The organism is Pontibacillus salipaludis (genome assembly GCF_014642405.1).
In the GTDB taxonomy this organism is placed as follows: Bacteria; Bacillota; Bacilli; order Bacillales; family BH030062; genus Pontibacillus; species Pontibacillus salipaludis.
Genome location: NZ_BMIN01000006.1, coordinates 115,543 through 130,688, shown reverse-complemented (window position 1 = coordinate 130,688; position 15,146 = coordinate 115,543). Strand labels below are relative to the sequence as shown.

Genomic DNA, 15,146 nt, shown 5'->3' with positions numbered 1-15,146 from the left:
CAGGCCTTCCTGTTAGTCTTTTTCTTTCAAAAAATTTGAACACAAAGGAGGGAATGGGATGAAAAAGAAACTTTATTTGCCGCTTATTTTTCTAGGTGTTCTTATCCTTTTACTTATACCGGCAAGATTCCTATGGTCCGAAGACGAAACATTTGAACCCCCTAATGAAAAATCCCCCGTTACGGACATTACAGTAGACACGATTGAAACCAATCTAGCAAGGTATAAACCTGGCCAACCGATCAAATTCGATGCTGTACTCTCTAAGAAACCTAAGAACAGTTTAGACATGAAGATTACGTATTATCATCTGAATGACGTTATTCATGAAAAGATCATCCAAGTTGATGAAAAAGAGATCAGCTGGGAGTGGACAGCTCCTAAAGAAGATTTTACAGGTTATTATGTTGAAGTGAGTCCTCTTCATAACCAAGAAGGCAATTCAACCATTGCACTTGATGTTTCTTCTTCATGGGATAAGTTTCCTCGCTACGGTTTCTTGTCTGATTTCTCCGAGAAACCTGAAGAAGAGCAAAAGTCGATCATCAACCAGCTCAACCGATATCATATTAATGGATTGCAGTTTTATGATTGGCATGACGAGCATCACCAGCCACTTAAGCTAGAAGACGACAAACCCCTTTCCTCATGGGAAAATATTGCGAACCAACCCGTCTCATATGGAACGGTTCAATCTTATATTGATTTAGCTCATAACAAGAATATGATGGCGATGTCGTACAATTTGTTATACGGCGCCCTCTCTGAAGCTGAAGAAGATGGGGTAAAAAAAGAATGGCGTTTATACAAAGATCAGGAACAAGAGAACTACGCTGTTCATGAACTTCCTGATGACTGGAAAAGCGACATTTACTTAACGAACCCGGCTAATGGCAGTTGGCAAAATTACATTTTTGATCAGCAACAAACCGTATTTGATCATTTAACATTTGATGGATGGCACATTGATCAGCTCGGAGATCGAGGCGATGTGTATGATTACAATGGGGACCCGGTTGCTCTTGACGAAGAGTTTAAGGGCTTCTTGGCGAATGCTGATGAAACATTCGAAGATAAACAGCTTGTCATGAACGCTGTCAATCAGTTTGGCCAGAAACAAATCGCCAACTCCTCTGCCCCATTTTTGTATACAGAGTTGTGGAATCCGTTTAAATCGTACGAAGAGTTGAACGAGGTATTAAAAGAAAACGAAAAGCTTTCTGAAGGTAAGAAGAACACTGTGTTAGCAGCTTATATGAACTACGACAAGTCTGACCAGGAAGGAACGTTTAATACACCTGGTATTCTATACACCGATGCACTGATTTTCGCTCAGGGCGGTGCTCATCTGGAGTTAGGAGAGCACATGCTTTCGAAAGAATACTTCCCTCATAATAAGTTGGAGATGTCTGATGAACTAAAAGACAAAATGGTCCATTATTATGACTTCATGGTAGGATACGAAAATGTCTTACGTGATGGCGTTACATCAGCTCCGTTAAAGATTACAACGGAGAATTGGGTTCGCTTAACTTCTCAACCTGAAAAGGGACAAATTTACACATTCGCGAAGAAGCAGGAAAACCGTAAGATCGTCCATTTCTTGAATTACTTTGATGCGACTCATATGAATTGGCGCGATACAAACGGAACCCAGTCCGAACCTTCCGTAAAAGGCGACCTAACCGTCACCATTCAGGAAGAGAAAGAAGTAGACGAAGTATGGATTGCCTCCCCAGACTGGAATGAAGGCCTTCCAACCAAACTCAACTTCACCCAAGAAGACGGCGAACTAACCCTCACCATACCCAAAATCAAATACTGGGACATGATCGTCCTCGAATACAACTAGTACAACAACACTCTAAAGCAATGAAGCGTGCCTGGCACCCGGTGTTGCTTTACAGCGTTAACGCAAGAAACGGTGTCTGGCACCCTTTATCATACTAAAGGGAGTCAGGCACCGTTTTTTATAAGTGCTGGTTGAATGTTGGAATGGATTCAAGGGAAGGTCCTTCTTTGATTTGCAATGGCTTTAATAAGTTATCCATCCCTATTTCATCACGAAGAGTTAGGAGTTCTGCTAACGAAAGGTTCGTATCCATTTGTTTAGACAAATCGGTGGCGAGTTGCTTTAAGGAAAGAAGCGTAAGGAAAGACATTTGGGTCATATCCTTCATCACCCCTGCTACATCTACACTCTCTGGATTTTCTAACGAGACACCTTCATCAGCCATTTTGGCCATAACCTCTTGAATCGCCGGATTTTCCATCGTTTGATCCATCATATCCTTCATAGATTCTTGATCGACGCGAACATAGTAATCCACACTTCCGCCTAATTGGTCTTCAAAGCTTTGAATCATTTTCGACGTGGATTTCTGTGCAGCAACCTCTTCTACGTTAGAGACAAACACAGTATGCTGGTTCGGTTTATAAGACAAAAGCGCAAGGTTCGCTTTCTGTTCATTAATATCTTGAATCACTACGACTGACAAAGCGTCCGATTCCATCCCTGGATCATCCTCTAGATCTAACGGACTCACTTTAGGAAAATCATGACTATATGAGCGCGTTTGACTCTCATTCGCTTCCTCTTCTGCTACGGTTTCGTCTTCATCTGTAGAAGAACTAGTCCAAAAATCTTCATTTATCGTAATACCTGCCAAAAACAACAGTAGCGCAAGACTAAACAGGGACCTCCCAAATCGCGGCCTCATACACATCGATCCTTTACCTTTTTACCACCCATTCTAGCCAAACTCCCTAACCCTCATACCTAACAGCCCAACAAGAAAGACGAGCTTTAGTCCTTTAGATCATCGCAGGGTGCCAGACACCCTTTACTACTTCACATCACAGAAGCGTGCCAGGCACCCTTTAGCTTTGTGCTCCGTTAAAGGGTGTCTGGCACGCTTCTGTGCTTTACCATATAAAAGAGGGACAGGTCATCTGTCCCTCTTGGTTTAAAGTAGTGTGTATTTGTTTTTGGGGCGTCCTTTAGATCCGTAATGGGATTGAATCTCGACCTCCCCCATTTCAACGAGGTAATTCAGGTATCTGTGAACCGTTTGATAGGAAACGGGAAGATGTTTCTGAATTTCATTGATTGTCTGAGGTTCGCTTTGATTGTAGAGATATGATTTTACCTGGCGTAATGTATCTTCGTTTATCCCTTTTTCTATGAAGGCTGTCTGAGTTCCATCTTGGAGCTTAGCCATTTTCAAATTCAGCTTAATACGCGATAACAAATCAGCCGCTTTAATCGGTTTCAGGGCAAAGTCGTTCGCCCCTTCTTTCATAAAGGACTCTGATAATTCAATTCGCTCATCAACAGTAAGCACTATAATCGGAACATGGGGATCTTGTTTACGGATGGCTTTTACCGTTTGAATACCGTCCCATTCGGGCATGTGATAATCAACCAAAACGAGCTGATGGCGCCCTGCCGCAAACGCTTCGGCGCCCTCTTTCCCATTTATCGCTGTTTCGGATTCCCAGCCTCCAAATTCGCAAATTTCCTGTACAGTAAAACGAATATCTTCATTATCATCAATGACTAAAATCATAAGCTTCCTCCTCTACATAAACAGGTAAATAAACCGTCACAAGGGTCTTCACATAAGGTGTACTCTTCATATCAATCGAGCCACCATGCTGGTCGACCACGCTTTTGACAAAAGGCAAGCCAATCCCTGATGAACGTTTGGTGCTAAACCCTTCTTCCCAAATCTCCTCTAGAATCTTCGGGTCTACACCTGGACCATCGTCTTGAATGGAGAACGCCACACCATCTTCATAAGAATACGCTTGAACAGAGAGCGTGCCTCCTGTTTCTTTTAACGATCGAATCGCGTTTTCCACCATGTTGGATAGCGCCCGTGAAAACCGAATTTTATTCACATGAATCGGTGGCAGCTCTTCTTCTACATCGACTGAAACATCGATAGAATCGTCATCAATGGAAATGTGACTTCTTACATAATGAATGACTTCCGAAACTTCCATCTCACGCTTCGTGTCCTCATGCAAAATCTCAGATACCATATCCTTCATCTTGTCTACCGATCCATAGATTCGATCGAAGTATCCTTCCACCTTCTTGTCTTCATTCTTCAACTCAATCAATGACACGAGCCCTTCGACCGTCACAAGAGGTGTCTTCATATCGTGAACCAATGAATGAATCTCTTTATAAACATTGGTTTCAAATAGTTCCCCACGTGTACGCTGAAGCTCCTCGGTTTGCTTTTGGTACTTCCGTGTCATCGTAACTTGCTTACTAAATAAATGAAGAATCGTGGTCACAATCACAGCAATGAGGAAGAAGCCTGCGAATAAAATAACGGAAAGGGTGCTAAACAACGTATTGTCTGTTAAATACTCGTCAGCGAGCTTAATACTGACGGCAAAATCATCTGTACCTATGCCAAAGACCGTTAGCTCTGGCACCATATTCAACCACTGGACCGCGAAGAACAAAAATAAAAGAATGACGCTAAACATGCTATAGAAGTATCGTTGCTCAGGGATAAAGTTATGTAAAAACAAAAGAATCGCAAGCAGCCCTAAGTGAATCGAATAGGAGTAATGTTCATGATGAATGACATTAAACAGATGCACACTTCCCATTACAAAGACAACGAGCAACCCTTGATACAGAAGTGAACTACGATTTTTAGACAACGCATAAGCAACGAACATACTCCCAAGATAAATACAATAAAAGATCAAAAAATACCAGGATGCATAGGACAATGCCGTTACTAAAAGACTCCCGCTATCACTCATCGTCAAGCTCTCTTCAATATTATTATAAATCCAAGACGTCCAATCCTTCGTTAAACTCGGAAACAAAATCCCTATCACCAACAACACCACACCACCAACCACATAACCAACCATCTTCCCACCTCCTTTATTGCTTCACCGCACGAAACGGTGCCAGACACCAATTAGCGCTTTACTGTACGAAAGCGTTTTAGCGGAAGGCTAAGTTGAATGGGGTTTTGATGTCTTCTATGTCTTCGACGAGTGTTACGGGTACGGAGTATTGTTGCGCTTGTTCTAATAAGGCTTCATTGTATTCTAATTCTTGCAGGCCAATGACGTAATCGGCATGGGGAATGGAAGTTTTGTAAAGTTCCCATGTGTAAGCATCTTCCCTTGAAGCTCCACTCAATTGGACAACGATAATCGGCGTATCTCTCGCCTCTGCTTCTTCATACAAGCTCTCTACACGCTCTTTCTCTTCCTTATAAGACCTGTACGTTTGGCGGACGCCGTGAGGACTATATCCGACCACTACAATCATCGTCTTGTATTCGTATAAGTCAGTAGCTAATGCGCGAGGGCGATAATCTCCATCTAAATTTAATTCCTCAGCTATGTAGGAGAACACTTTCCCTTCAATCGCTTGACCTGCTGACGTTATGAGGATGGGTTCTTTCCCAATCGGTGCGGGGAGGTTCGGCCAAGAATTCCATGTTTCCTCGGAACTGTCTTGGTATCGAACCAAAATCAACACCACACATCCTACGATGAGCGCGATGACGATGGAGTACTTTTTCATCTGATCCCCCCCTGTATCATTATTTCGCATATAAAAAAGGATAAAGTTCGCCAAACTTTATCCTAAAGTGTACATGAATCCATGTGGTTATTAAATGTATTTTTTGAAATTTGCCACTATTGCCTCAGGCGCGGGTCAAGGGCATCCCGAAGTCCGTCGCCAAGAAGGTTAAAACCTAATACAACTAATAGAATCGCAAGCCCAGGAAACATTACGACCCATGGAGCCGTCTGGAGTGCATCGACTCCGGCTTTCAACATTGCTCCCCACTCAGGCGTTGCTCCTTGAGCACCAAGTCCAAGGAAACTAAGACCCGCTGCATCCAAAATAGCTGTACCGATACTTAACGTGGTTTGGACAATAATCGGCGCCATACAGTTCGGCAGTACATGACGGAATAGAATACGACCATTCTTCACACCTGTCGCTCTGGCCGCTTCCACAAATTCTTTTTCCTTAACAGAAAGCACCGTCGAACGCACAATACGGGCAAATTGCGGAACACCGACAATTCCGACTGCAATCATAGCATTCGTAAGACTTCTCCCCATCACTGCAACCATGGCAATCGCAAGAAGAATACTTGGAAATGCCATTAAGATATCAATAAATCGCATCACAATCATATCCACCCAGCGTCCGAGGTAACCAGAAATTCCACCAAGAAGAATACCCACCACGGCTGAGATCCCAACTGCAATGACACCGATTTGGATCGATATTCGAGCCCCGTGTACAATACGACTGAAAATATCTCGCCCAAGGGCATCCGTACCTAACCAGTGCTCCCCAGAAGGAGGTTGGTACCGGTCAATGACACTTCCATCGTCGATCGGATGATACGGCGCAATGAGAGGAGCAAATATCGCAATGATAATAAGTAATGTAATAATGATTAAACCAAGCAACGACGTTTTGCTTTTTACAATACGGGAGAAGGCATCTTTCCATAAACTTATCTCTTTAGGATCTGCCTGCTCCATCCGGCTTTCTTCTTCCGATTGCACTTCTGCTACTGGCATAAGGGTCACATCCTTTCTTAGTCAAATGAGATTCTCGGATCGATGAATTTGTACATAATGTCTGTTAACAGGTTCACGAATACAAACATGATCGCGATCACCAGAATCGTACCTTGAACAACCGGGTAGTCACGCCCGAGAATCGATTGCAACACATAACGGCCAACACCAGGCCAGGAGAAGATTGTTTCCGTAAGGACAGCCCCTCCTAAAAGGAAACCAAACTGTAATCCAATAACCGTCAGAACAGGTAAGAACGCGTTCTTTAGCGCATGTTGGAAAACAACCAGGTAACTTGCTAACCCTTTTGCATCAGCAGTTCGTATGTAATCTTGATTCATCACTTCAAGCATACTTGAACGAGTCATACGAGCAATTATCGCCATCGGAATCGTACCAAGTGCAATGCCAGGCATTAACAAGTGAACAAAAGCATCACTGAAAGCTTCCCAGTTCAACGTTAGAATGCTATCTAGTAAAAAGAAATTCGTAATCGTTTCAAGCTCTGTTCCAGTAGAAAGGCGACCAGAAGCAGGCAGCCACTGCAATTTAACCGAGAACAACCAGATCATCATAAGTCCAAGCCAAAAAATCGGAATCGAGACCCCAAGCAAGGCCCCCGTCATACTTAAGTTATCAAACCATGAATATTGTTTAACAGCAGCAATGACACCTGCTAGAACCCCAATAACAGTAGCAAGAAGCATCGCGAATAAACTGAGCTCAACGGTGGCTGGCAAACGATTTTGCAACTCTTCAGCTACGGGTTCTTTTGATTTAACGGAAGTTCCAAGATCTCCAGTTGTAAGATCACCTAGGAAACTACCATATTGAGCGATGTACGGATCGTTTAACCGTAGTTCTTCACGAAGCTGCATCAACTGCTCTTCGTTCGCCTTGCTTCCTAGCATACTTCGCGCTGGATCCCCTGGTATCATATGAATAAGTGAAAACGCCAGGATCGAGACGCCAAGTAAAACAGGAATGGTCATCAAAAATCTTCGAACAATGTAACTAACCATCCTACACCCCTCCTCTTCTTATTTAGTAAAAGGTGCCTGTCCCTCTAAACACGAGGAACAGGCCATTGCTTCTTTTTAAGGTAATGTAATGTGATTGAATTTCTCAGTACCTGTAGGGTGTGGTACATATCCTTCGATGTTGTTCTTCGCTGCAATCGGTGGTGTGGTGTGAGCGATTGGCAGCCAAGGTGCATCATCATGGATAATTTTCTGAGCTTCTTTATATAGTTCCGCGCGCTTTTCTTGATCTTGTTCCACTTGCGCCTGTGTTAACAGGTCATGGATTTCATCATTTTTATAGAAAGCGATATTTCCTGCAGAACCTTTTTTAGCATTATCTTTATCTAGCAATACATATAAGAAGTTATCAGGATCGCCGTTATCACCAGTCCAACCTAAGAAAGCCATGTCATGCTCGCCGTTTTGCGTTTTCGTCTGGTGTGTTTCCCATTCATTCTCAACGATCTCAACATTTACATTAACCTTCTTAAGCATTTGCTGAATCGCTTGAGCCGTTAGTTTTGGCTGTGGCAAGTAAGGGCGTGGGTTAGACATCGCGTAAAGCGTAACGTCTAAGCCGTCACCGTAGCCCGCTTCAGCAAGTAGCTTCTTCGCTTCTTCAGGATCATAGCCATATGGTTCTACATCATCGTTGTATCCCCATAAGCTTGGCGGCATTGGGTTCTTCGCGTCTTTTCCAAGTCCTTCAAAAAGAGTAAGTAGTTCTTTCTTATCAACACCTAGGTTGATCGCTTTTCGCACTTTAGGATCTGCCATTGGGCCATCCTGATCTGTGTTCATCGCCATGTACCCAACGTTCATGGATGGACGACGGAATACTTGAAGATCTTCATTGCCTTCTGCACCTGAAATATCCTGTGGATTTAACCCTTTCATCATATCGATCGAACCAGATTGAAGCTCTAAGTAACGAGCACCGTTATCAGGAATAACACGGAATACAACTTGGTCAACTTGGGCTACATCACCAAAATAGTCCTCGTTTTTATCAAGAGTAATCTTGTCACCTTTAGACCATGAGTTAAACGTGAAAGGTCCTGTTCCAACCGGATTTTTAAAGTAGTTCTCACCATGCTCATCTACAGCATCAGGACTTGCGATTCCAAATGGAGGCATCGCTAGCGTATAAATGAACGGCGCATTTGGTTTATCTAGCGTGAACGTTACTTCATAATCGCCTGTTGCTTCAACAGACTTTAGGAATCCGTTCGGGTCTTCTTCAGAACCACCAAACATATACCCAAAGTAAATCGAATCATCCGTTTCTACCCAACGGTCAAAGTTATACACAACATCTTCTGCTGTGAAGTCTGTACCATCATGGAACTTCACGTCTTCACGAAGCTGGAACGTATACTTTTTCCCGTCATCACTTACTTCCCACTCGGTAGCAAGACCAGGTTTCACTTCTGTACCGTCTTCTTTGTAAGTGACTAACGTGTCATAAATCTGCTGCGTAACATATAGAGACTCACCATCGGTTACCTTTGAAGGGTCTAACTGCTGAGAATCAGCTCCTCTAGCAAATACAAGTGTGTTGTCCTCGTTCTCGGAACTTTCTGTATCATCGCCACTTTCTTCATTGTCCGTGGACGCCTGATCGTCTCCACTACACCCTGCTACTACTAATAGAGTTAACAGTGCTACGCCTAGAAGCGTCCTAAGTAAATGTTGTTTCATCCATGGTACCCCCTTATTTAATATAAAAAATGTATGCTTTAAGCCTTAAACAGGCTCTTCCACAACTTCTTTCACCAAATGACAAGCAGCTTGGTGATCCCCCGCTGCAACTGACTTCAAATCAGGATGCTTCACCCGACACTGCTCTTCTGCAAACGGACAGCGTGTGTGGAATTTGCACCCTTCTGGCGGATTAGAAGGGCTAGGTAAATCCCCTTCTAGCATAATGCGCTCTTTCTTCTTATGAGGATTCGCCTCTGGTATTGCTGATAATAGGGCTTGTGTATAAGGATGTTTCGGATTTGAGTACAGCTCGTCCACTTCCCCAACCTCAACAATTTCACCAAGATACATCACAGCGACACGGTCACTAATGTGATGCACGACACTTAAATCGTGAGCGATAAATATGTAGGTTAAGTCAAACTCTTTCTGCAGATCTTCCATTAAATTAACAACTTGTGCTTGAATCGACACATCAAGCGCTGAGACGGGTTCGTCACAAATAATGAGCTCCGGATTCACCGTCAATGCCCTCGCAATTCCGATACGCTGTCTTTGTCCACCACTAAACTGGTGTGGATAACGATGTTTATGGTAAGAACTGAGTCCAACTTTATTAAGGAAATACTCCACCTTTTCGGCACGCTCTTTTTTCGGAATGTTAAAGGCCTTCATAGGCTCTTCAATAATTTGTTCAACCGTCATGCGCGGGTTCAGTGATGCGTATGGGTCCTGGAAAATAATTTGGATATCCTGACGAAGCTTACGGAGTTTCTCTCCCTTAAGCTTTGATATATCCTGACCCTTGTACAACACTTCTCCTTCTGAAGGGTTGATAAGATTAAGAATGGAGCGACCTGTCGTTGACTTTCCACATCCGCTCTCCCCAACAAGACCAAGCGTTTCACCCTTACGAACTTTAAAAGAAACACCATCTACGGCCTTAACAGCACCCACTTTACGAGGGATGATGCCGCCCCCTTTGATTGGGAAGTGCTTTTTTAAATTGTTAACTTCCAAAAGTGTTGTCATGACGTCACCACCTTTTCTTTCTCTTCATATAACAAGCAGCGTACGTGGTGGTTATCGGATTCTTCAAGAAGCGCTGGGTCGACCTCGAGGCATTGATCCATCGCGTGTTTGCAACGAGGTGCGAAACTACATCCCTTAGGTAATGCTCTTAGATCCGGTGGAAGTCCTTGAATCGGTTCGAGTCGGACTTTTTCTTTCACGATCTTCGGGATCGATCCGATTAACCCCCATGTGTAAGGGTGCTTAGGATGATCAAACAGCTCATGAACGTGGGCAAACTCAACTGGCTTGCCGGCGTACATCACCATCACTCGCTCACACACCTCAGCCACTACACCAAGGTCATGGGTGATCATAATAATCGCCATTCCGAGCTCTTTCTGTAGTCGCTGAAGCAACTCTAAGATCTGGGCCTGAATCGTTACATCAAGCGCTGTCGTTGGCTCGTCGGCAATTAAGACTTCAGGATCACACGATAACGCAAGAGCGATCATAACCCGTTGCCTCATACCCCCACTGAACTCGTGTGGATAACTTTTTAATCGACTTCTAGCAGAAGGAATCCCAACAAGATCTAGGAGCTCTACTGCACGATCGACCGCTTGCTTTTTCGAAACGTTTCGGTGAGCCCGTATCGTTTCAACCATCTGCTTCTCAACTGTGAACACAGGATTCAGTGAAGTCATCGGATCCTGGAACACCATCGAGATGCGGTCCCCTCTGATCGCGCGCATTTCCCTATTAGACTTTGAAAGAAGACTTTCTCCCTTAAACATAATGTCACCTTTGGCGATCTTCCCTGGGTCTTTGATCAGTCGCATAATCGACATGGCGGTAATACTCTTACCAGACCCAGACTCTCCAACAATACCAAGTGTCTCGCCAGGTCTGATGTCAAAACTCACACCATCCACAGCCTTAACAATGCCGGACTTTGTATGAAATTGTGTATGCAAATTGCTAACCGAAAGTATAGGTTCCTGTTCCATCGCAATCCCTCCTATTCGGAAAAGGAAAAAAATCAGTAAATTCAGAAATTATTGAAAACTTATGTTGCTTATTATAGCGAACATTAAACCCCATTCGACCTTTTTCTCATATTTCTCAAAAATAATATGACAAAATTATGACACGTTACCACACTAAACAACCAAAGCGTGCCAGACACCCTTTAGCGCTCTACAGCATTGATGGGTGCCTGGCACGCTTTAGTTCTGCACAGCATTAATGGGTGTCTGGCACGGTTCATTGCTTTACTGCACAAAAGGGAGGAGAGGAGTTTTGTGTTGGGGGTGGGTTGTGCGGTACAATGGCAGTATTGTATAAGTACGTTCATGGTTAGAAAGGGAGTCTTTTTGATGATTGATATTACATCGACGGAAGTGTTGGAACTAAGCGGTTGGTTAACCTATCAGCGTGGTGCGAATTATTATCAGGATGGATTGGTAAAGAATATCAATCGTTATGTAGGAACGGACCCAAATCGCACATTCGTACATGCGACTGTAGAAGGTAGCCGTATAGAGGATTATGAAGTTCATCTTACGTTTTCCACTCAATATGGAAATTACGAGCGTGGCCGCTGTACTTGTCCTGCCTACGCAGATGGACAGGCAATGTGTAAACATATGGTCGCAGCTTTGCTTGAGACAATCGATCGTTACACGAATAACACCACCGTGTGGAACAAACAGAATGATTCTCTCACAGACCGTGGCATTTTTGCTCAGCCATCTGCAACAGACACGACGAAGCAGTTGAACCTTGCTTCATCTTTTGTCGATGAACTCATGGATTATATGGCGAATGAAGAGGACGAAGCTGGTCTCTTCCAGTCTTCTAAAGAACCCCTCTACTTGCAATTTGAGCTTGAGAATATCGCTTCCCGCTTCGCACAGCGAGACAGCGTTGAGCTTTCCATGAAAGCAGGAACCTCAAGACTTTACGTCGTCAAAGACCTCGCTGAGTTCATTGATGCATGGTACGAACAGGAACCCCTTTACTTCACACAATATTATACGTACGATCCGGAACAGCAGATTATGGCCCCTGAGGATGCAGCCGTTTTAGAGAAGCTTTATCCTCTAGTAAAAAGCCAGCAAATATACGCTGAGAATGATTTCTACCGTTCAAGCAGCTCTAAGAAAACAATCCGAATTCCAGATCAATTTCTGACAGAGCTACTGAGTCTTTTTGAAAACTGTGACTCCGTTGTGCTGAAGCACCATAAATCAGAGATTCCATTTAAAGTTGCGCACAATACATTTCCTGAAAGCTTTCTCTTATCAAAAGAAGGCGATTATTTCTCACTTTCCATTGCAGATAATGGATTCTTAGCACAACCGATCGGAACGGCTCCTTACCTATATAAAGATGAGCTCGTTTATAAAATTAGCGACTCCTTACGGCCAACGGTTCTTCCGCTTTTCCACCATTTACGAGAACAAAGCTCCAATCGCCAGCTTTTTGACCGGGAGCATATTGAGCAACTCGCAGGAACGGTGTTTCCTATTTTAGAAGCTCATAATCTCCTCCAAGTGGACAACGGAATAACGAGTCAGATCAAACGCTATGACCTGGCACCTGTTATGTATCTAAATGAGCAGGACGGAAGCTTGCGGGCGGATCTTGAGTTCCATTATGGTGATGAAACGATCAACCCATTTACAGGCGGTAGAGAGGAATCCGAACAACTTCTGTCCCGTAATATGAAAAAAGAACGGCAGATTATGAACCTAATCGAGCAAGCAAATTTCCACTGGAATGGGTCTGTTCTTTCCTTAAGTGGCAGTCAAAACCTGGGTCGCTTTTTCTACCGGATCTTACCCGAGCTAGAAAAGCGCGCAGATGTGTACAAAGCACCTGAAGTCGATGAAATGTACAGCAGCCTCCCTGAAGAGGTACCCGTTTCTCTCGATGTTGACGAGAACTACGGGTGGTTCGAAGTACGTTTTCCAACAGACGACTTAACCGACGATGATATTCAGCAGTTATTCCGTTCATTGAAAGCAAAAGAAGATTATCACCAGCTTAGTAACGGGAAGATCTTATCGCTTGAGGACGATGCCTGGGATAACACTCGTAATCTTTTCGAAGACCTAGACCTCGATGGGAATGATATTCACGATGGCGTGATGCATTTACCGAATTACCGTGCACTCCAGGTGGACACGTCAACAGGTGTGAAACAAAGTGAAGCGTTCCAAAAATTAATTGAGACCGTAAAAAGTCCGGAAACGTTAAATGAAACGCCACCAGACAAGTTACAGGCGAACCTCCGCGACTATCAGCTACGAGGCTTTCAATGGCTTCGCGCCTTATCCCGACATGGTTTCGGCGGCGTACTAGCAGATGAAATGGGACTTGGGAAGACGCTTCAAGGTCTAGCGTATATCGTAGCCGGCCGGGAAGAGCGCCCTGACGCTCATCCATTCCTTGTTGTCGCTCCGGCTTCTCTCATTTATAACTGGGAACAAGAAGCGAAGAAGTTCACACCAGACCTTAACATCCGCGTCGTGGCAGGCTCTAAGCAGGAGCGTAATGCCATTATTGAGGACTTGAGCGGTGTCGATTTGATCATTACATCGTACTCGATGATCCGTCGGGATGTGGAGCAATACAAGCCGTATTACTTTCAAGGGATGCTTCTTGATGAGGCTCAGTCATTTAAAAACCACACGTCCTTAACGTATAAAGCGATCCAAGGGGTTCGTGCCGAAACAGCTTTTGCCCTAACAGGTACTCCTGTTGAGAACCGCGCTGAGGAGCTATGGTCCCTCTTCTCTGTCGTTATGCCTGGGTTATTGTATGATCGAAAGACGTTCAAGAACCTTCATCAAGGTATGGTACAGAAGAAGATCACACCATTCGTGCTACGCCGAACGAAGAAGGAAGTCCTGAAAGAACTTCCAGATAAGATTCAAACGGTCCGCTATACAGAGTTAACAAAAGAACAGCGTCAACTTTATGTAGGGTATCTGAACGAGGTGCAGCGTCAGACGAAGTCCCAGTTACAAGGCGATGGTTTCCAAGCAAATCGCATGCAAATCTTAAGCAACTTAACGCGTTTGCGCCAGATTTGCTGTCACCCATCCTTATTCATGGAAAACTATCAAGGGGACTCAGGGAAGCTTGAAGAGCTCCGAACGTTCATTCAAGAAGCTCACGCCAACGGCCAACGAATGCTCATTTTCTCTCAGTTCACATCGATGCTTGGCTTAATTGCTAAAGTGGTTGAGGAAGAGAATCTCACCTACTTTTACCTAGACGGTTCCACACCATCACAAGATCGTGTGAAAATGGCCACCCGCTTCAACGAAGGGGAACACGATGTGTTTCTTATCTCGCTAAAAGCCGGAGGAACCGGACTAAACCTGACAGGGGCAGATACAGTTGTCCTCTATGACTTATGGTGGAACCCAGCTGTTGAGCAACAAGCAGCAGACCGCGCCCACCGCATAGGGCAGAAAAAATCTGTCCAAGTCGTCAAAATGATCGCTCAAGGGACCATTGAAGAGAAAATCCAGTCCCTGCAAGAGAAAAAACAAGACCTATTCGACACGCTGATCCAGTCCGGAGAAGGCAACCTCACCGCCCTATCCGAAGACGACATCCGCGAAATCCTATCCATCTAAGCCACCGGCTCTTTATTGCTCTAAAGCAATGCTTGGTGTCTGGCACCCTTCAGTGCTCTAAAGCAATGCTTGGTGTCTGGCACCCTTTATCGCTCTAAAGCAATGCTTGGTGTCTGGCACCCTTTAGCGCTCTAAAGCAATGCTTGGTGTCTGGCACCCT

The 15,146-nt window shown here is 44.2% G+C and carries 11 protein-coding genes; 2 read left to right on the top strand and 9 right to left on the bottom strand.

Annotated features, from left to right (window positions below; genetic code table 11):
* The first annotated feature begins 58 nt into the window (after positions 1 to 58).
* Positions 59 to 1,852, top strand: coding sequence for a glycoside hydrolase family 66 protein (locus IEW76_RS08780; protein ID WP_188652920.1), 1,794 nt, complete (start codon positions 59 to 61; stop codon positions 1,850 to 1,852).
* A 118-nt stretch (positions 1,853 to 1,970) separates the two neighbouring features.
* Here IEW76_RS08780 and IEW76_RS08775 read toward each other — a convergent pair whose 3' ends face one another.
* From IEW76_RS08775 to IEW76_RS08735, 9 genes are all read right to left on the bottom strand, one after another.
* Entirely contained in the window at positions 1,971 to 2,720 is a 750-nt protein-coding gene (locus IEW76_RS08775; protein WP_188652917.1) for a hypothetical protein, read from the bottom strand.
* Positions 2,721 to 2,966: 246 nt separating this feature from the next.
* Positions 2,967 to 3,569: a response regulator gene (locus tag IEW76_RS08770; RefSeq protein WP_188652915.1), complete on the bottom strand. Its 603-nt coding sequence runs from the start codon at positions 3,567 to 3,569 to the stop codon at positions 2,967 to 2,969.
* A complete protein-coding gene (locus IEW76_RS08765) occupies positions 3,553 to 4,905 on the bottom strand; it encodes a sensor histidine kinase (RefSeq protein WP_188652913.1) in 1,353 nt (450 codons plus the stop codon). The genes IEW76_RS08770 and IEW76_RS08765 overlap by 17 nt, the downstream gene beginning before the upstream one ends.
* A gap of 76 nt (positions 4,906 to 4,981) precedes the next feature.
* Positions 4,982 to 5,572 (bottom strand): DUF6305 family protein, encoded by a 591-nt coding sequence (locus IEW76_RS08760; RefSeq protein WP_188652911.1) that lies wholly within the window; start codon positions 5,570 to 5,572, stop codon positions 4,982 to 4,984.
* A gap of 116 nt (positions 5,573 to 5,688) precedes the next feature.
* Entirely contained in the window at positions 5,689 to 6,594 is a 906-nt protein-coding gene (locus IEW76_RS08755) for an ABC transporter permease (RefSeq protein WP_188652910.1), read from the bottom strand.
* Positions 6,595 to 6,611: 17 nt separating this feature from the next.
* Positions 6,612 to 7,616 (bottom strand): ABC transporter permease, encoded by a 1,005-nt coding sequence (locus IEW76_RS08750; RefSeq protein ID WP_188652908.1) that lies wholly within the window; start codon positions 7,614 to 7,616, stop codon positions 6,612 to 6,614.
* 75 nt (positions 7,617 to 7,691) lie between these two features.
* On the bottom strand, positions 7,692 to 9,317 hold the full coding sequence (locus IEW76_RS08745) for an ABC transporter substrate-binding protein (protein WP_188652906.1): 1,626 nt from the start codon (positions 9,315 to 9,317) through the stop codon (positions 7,692 to 7,694).
* A gap of 45 nt (positions 9,318 to 9,362) precedes the next feature.
* Positions 9,363 to 10,352, bottom strand: coding sequence for an ABC transporter ATP-binding protein (locus tag IEW76_RS08740; protein WP_188652904.1), 990 nt, complete (start codon positions 10,350 to 10,352; stop codon positions 9,363 to 9,365).
* Positions 10,349 to 11,341, bottom strand: a complete 993-nt coding sequence (locus IEW76_RS08735) for an ABC transporter ATP-binding protein (RefSeq protein ID WP_188652902.1) — start codon at positions 11,339 to 11,341, stop codon at positions 10,349 to 10,351. The genes IEW76_RS08740 and IEW76_RS08735 overlap by 4 nt, the downstream gene beginning before the upstream one ends.
* Before the next feature lie 369 nt (positions 11,342 to 11,710).
* On the opposite strand from IEW76_RS08735, the gene IEW76_RS08730 reads away from it, so the two are divergent.
* Complete coding sequence (locus IEW76_RS08730) at positions 11,711 to 14,986, top strand: DEAD/DEAH box helicase (RefSeq protein WP_188652899.1); 3,276 nt, start codon at positions 11,711 to 11,713, stop codon at positions 14,984 to 14,986.
* Positions 14,987 to 15,146 lie beyond the last annotated feature (160 nt).

What these genes read in the sequence shown, in the direction of transcription:
- IEW76_RS08780 (WP_188652920.1), top strand. Translation starts at nt 59, where the DNA reads ATGAAAAAGAAACTTTATTTGCCGCTTATTTTTCTAGGTGTTCTTATC.
- IEW76_RS08775 (WP_188652917.1), bottom strand. Translation starts at nt 2,720, where the DNA reads ATGAGGCCGCGATTTGGGAGGTCCCTGTTTAGTCTTGCGCTACTGTTG.
- IEW76_RS08770 (WP_188652915.1), bottom strand. Translation starts at nt 3,569, where the DNA reads ATGATTTTAGTCATTGATGATAATGAAGATATTCGTTTTACTGTACAG.
- IEW76_RS08765 (WP_188652913.1), bottom strand. Translation starts at nt 4,905, where the DNA reads ATGGTTGGTTATGTGGTTGGTGGTGTGGTGTTGTTGGTGATAGGGATT.
- IEW76_RS08760 (WP_188652911.1), bottom strand. Translation starts at nt 5,572, where the DNA reads ATGAAAAAGTACTCCATCGTCATCGCGCTCATCGTAGGATGTGTGGTG.
- IEW76_RS08755 (WP_188652910.1), bottom strand. Translation starts at nt 6,594, where the DNA reads ATGCCAGTAGCAGAAGTGCAATCGGAAGAAGAAAGCCGGATGGAGCAG.
- IEW76_RS08750 (WP_188652908.1), bottom strand. Translation starts at nt 7,616, where the DNA reads ATGGTTAGTTACATTGTTCGAAGATTTTTGATGACCATTCCTGTTTTA.
- IEW76_RS08745 (WP_188652906.1), bottom strand. Translation starts at nt 9,317, where the DNA reads ATGAAACAACATTTACTTAGGACGCTTCTAGGCGTAGCACTGTTAACT.
- IEW76_RS08740 (WP_188652904.1), bottom strand. Translation starts at nt 10,352, where the DNA reads ATGACAACACTTTTGGAAGTTAACAATTTAAAAAAGCACTTCCCAATC.
- IEW76_RS08735 (WP_188652902.1), bottom strand. Translation starts at nt 11,341, where the DNA reads ATGGAACAGGAACCTATACTTTCGGTTAGCAATTTGCATACACAATTT.
- IEW76_RS08730 (WP_188652899.1), top strand. Translation starts at nt 11,711, where the DNA reads ATGATTGATATTACATCGACGGAAGTGTTGGAACTAAGCGGTTGGTTA.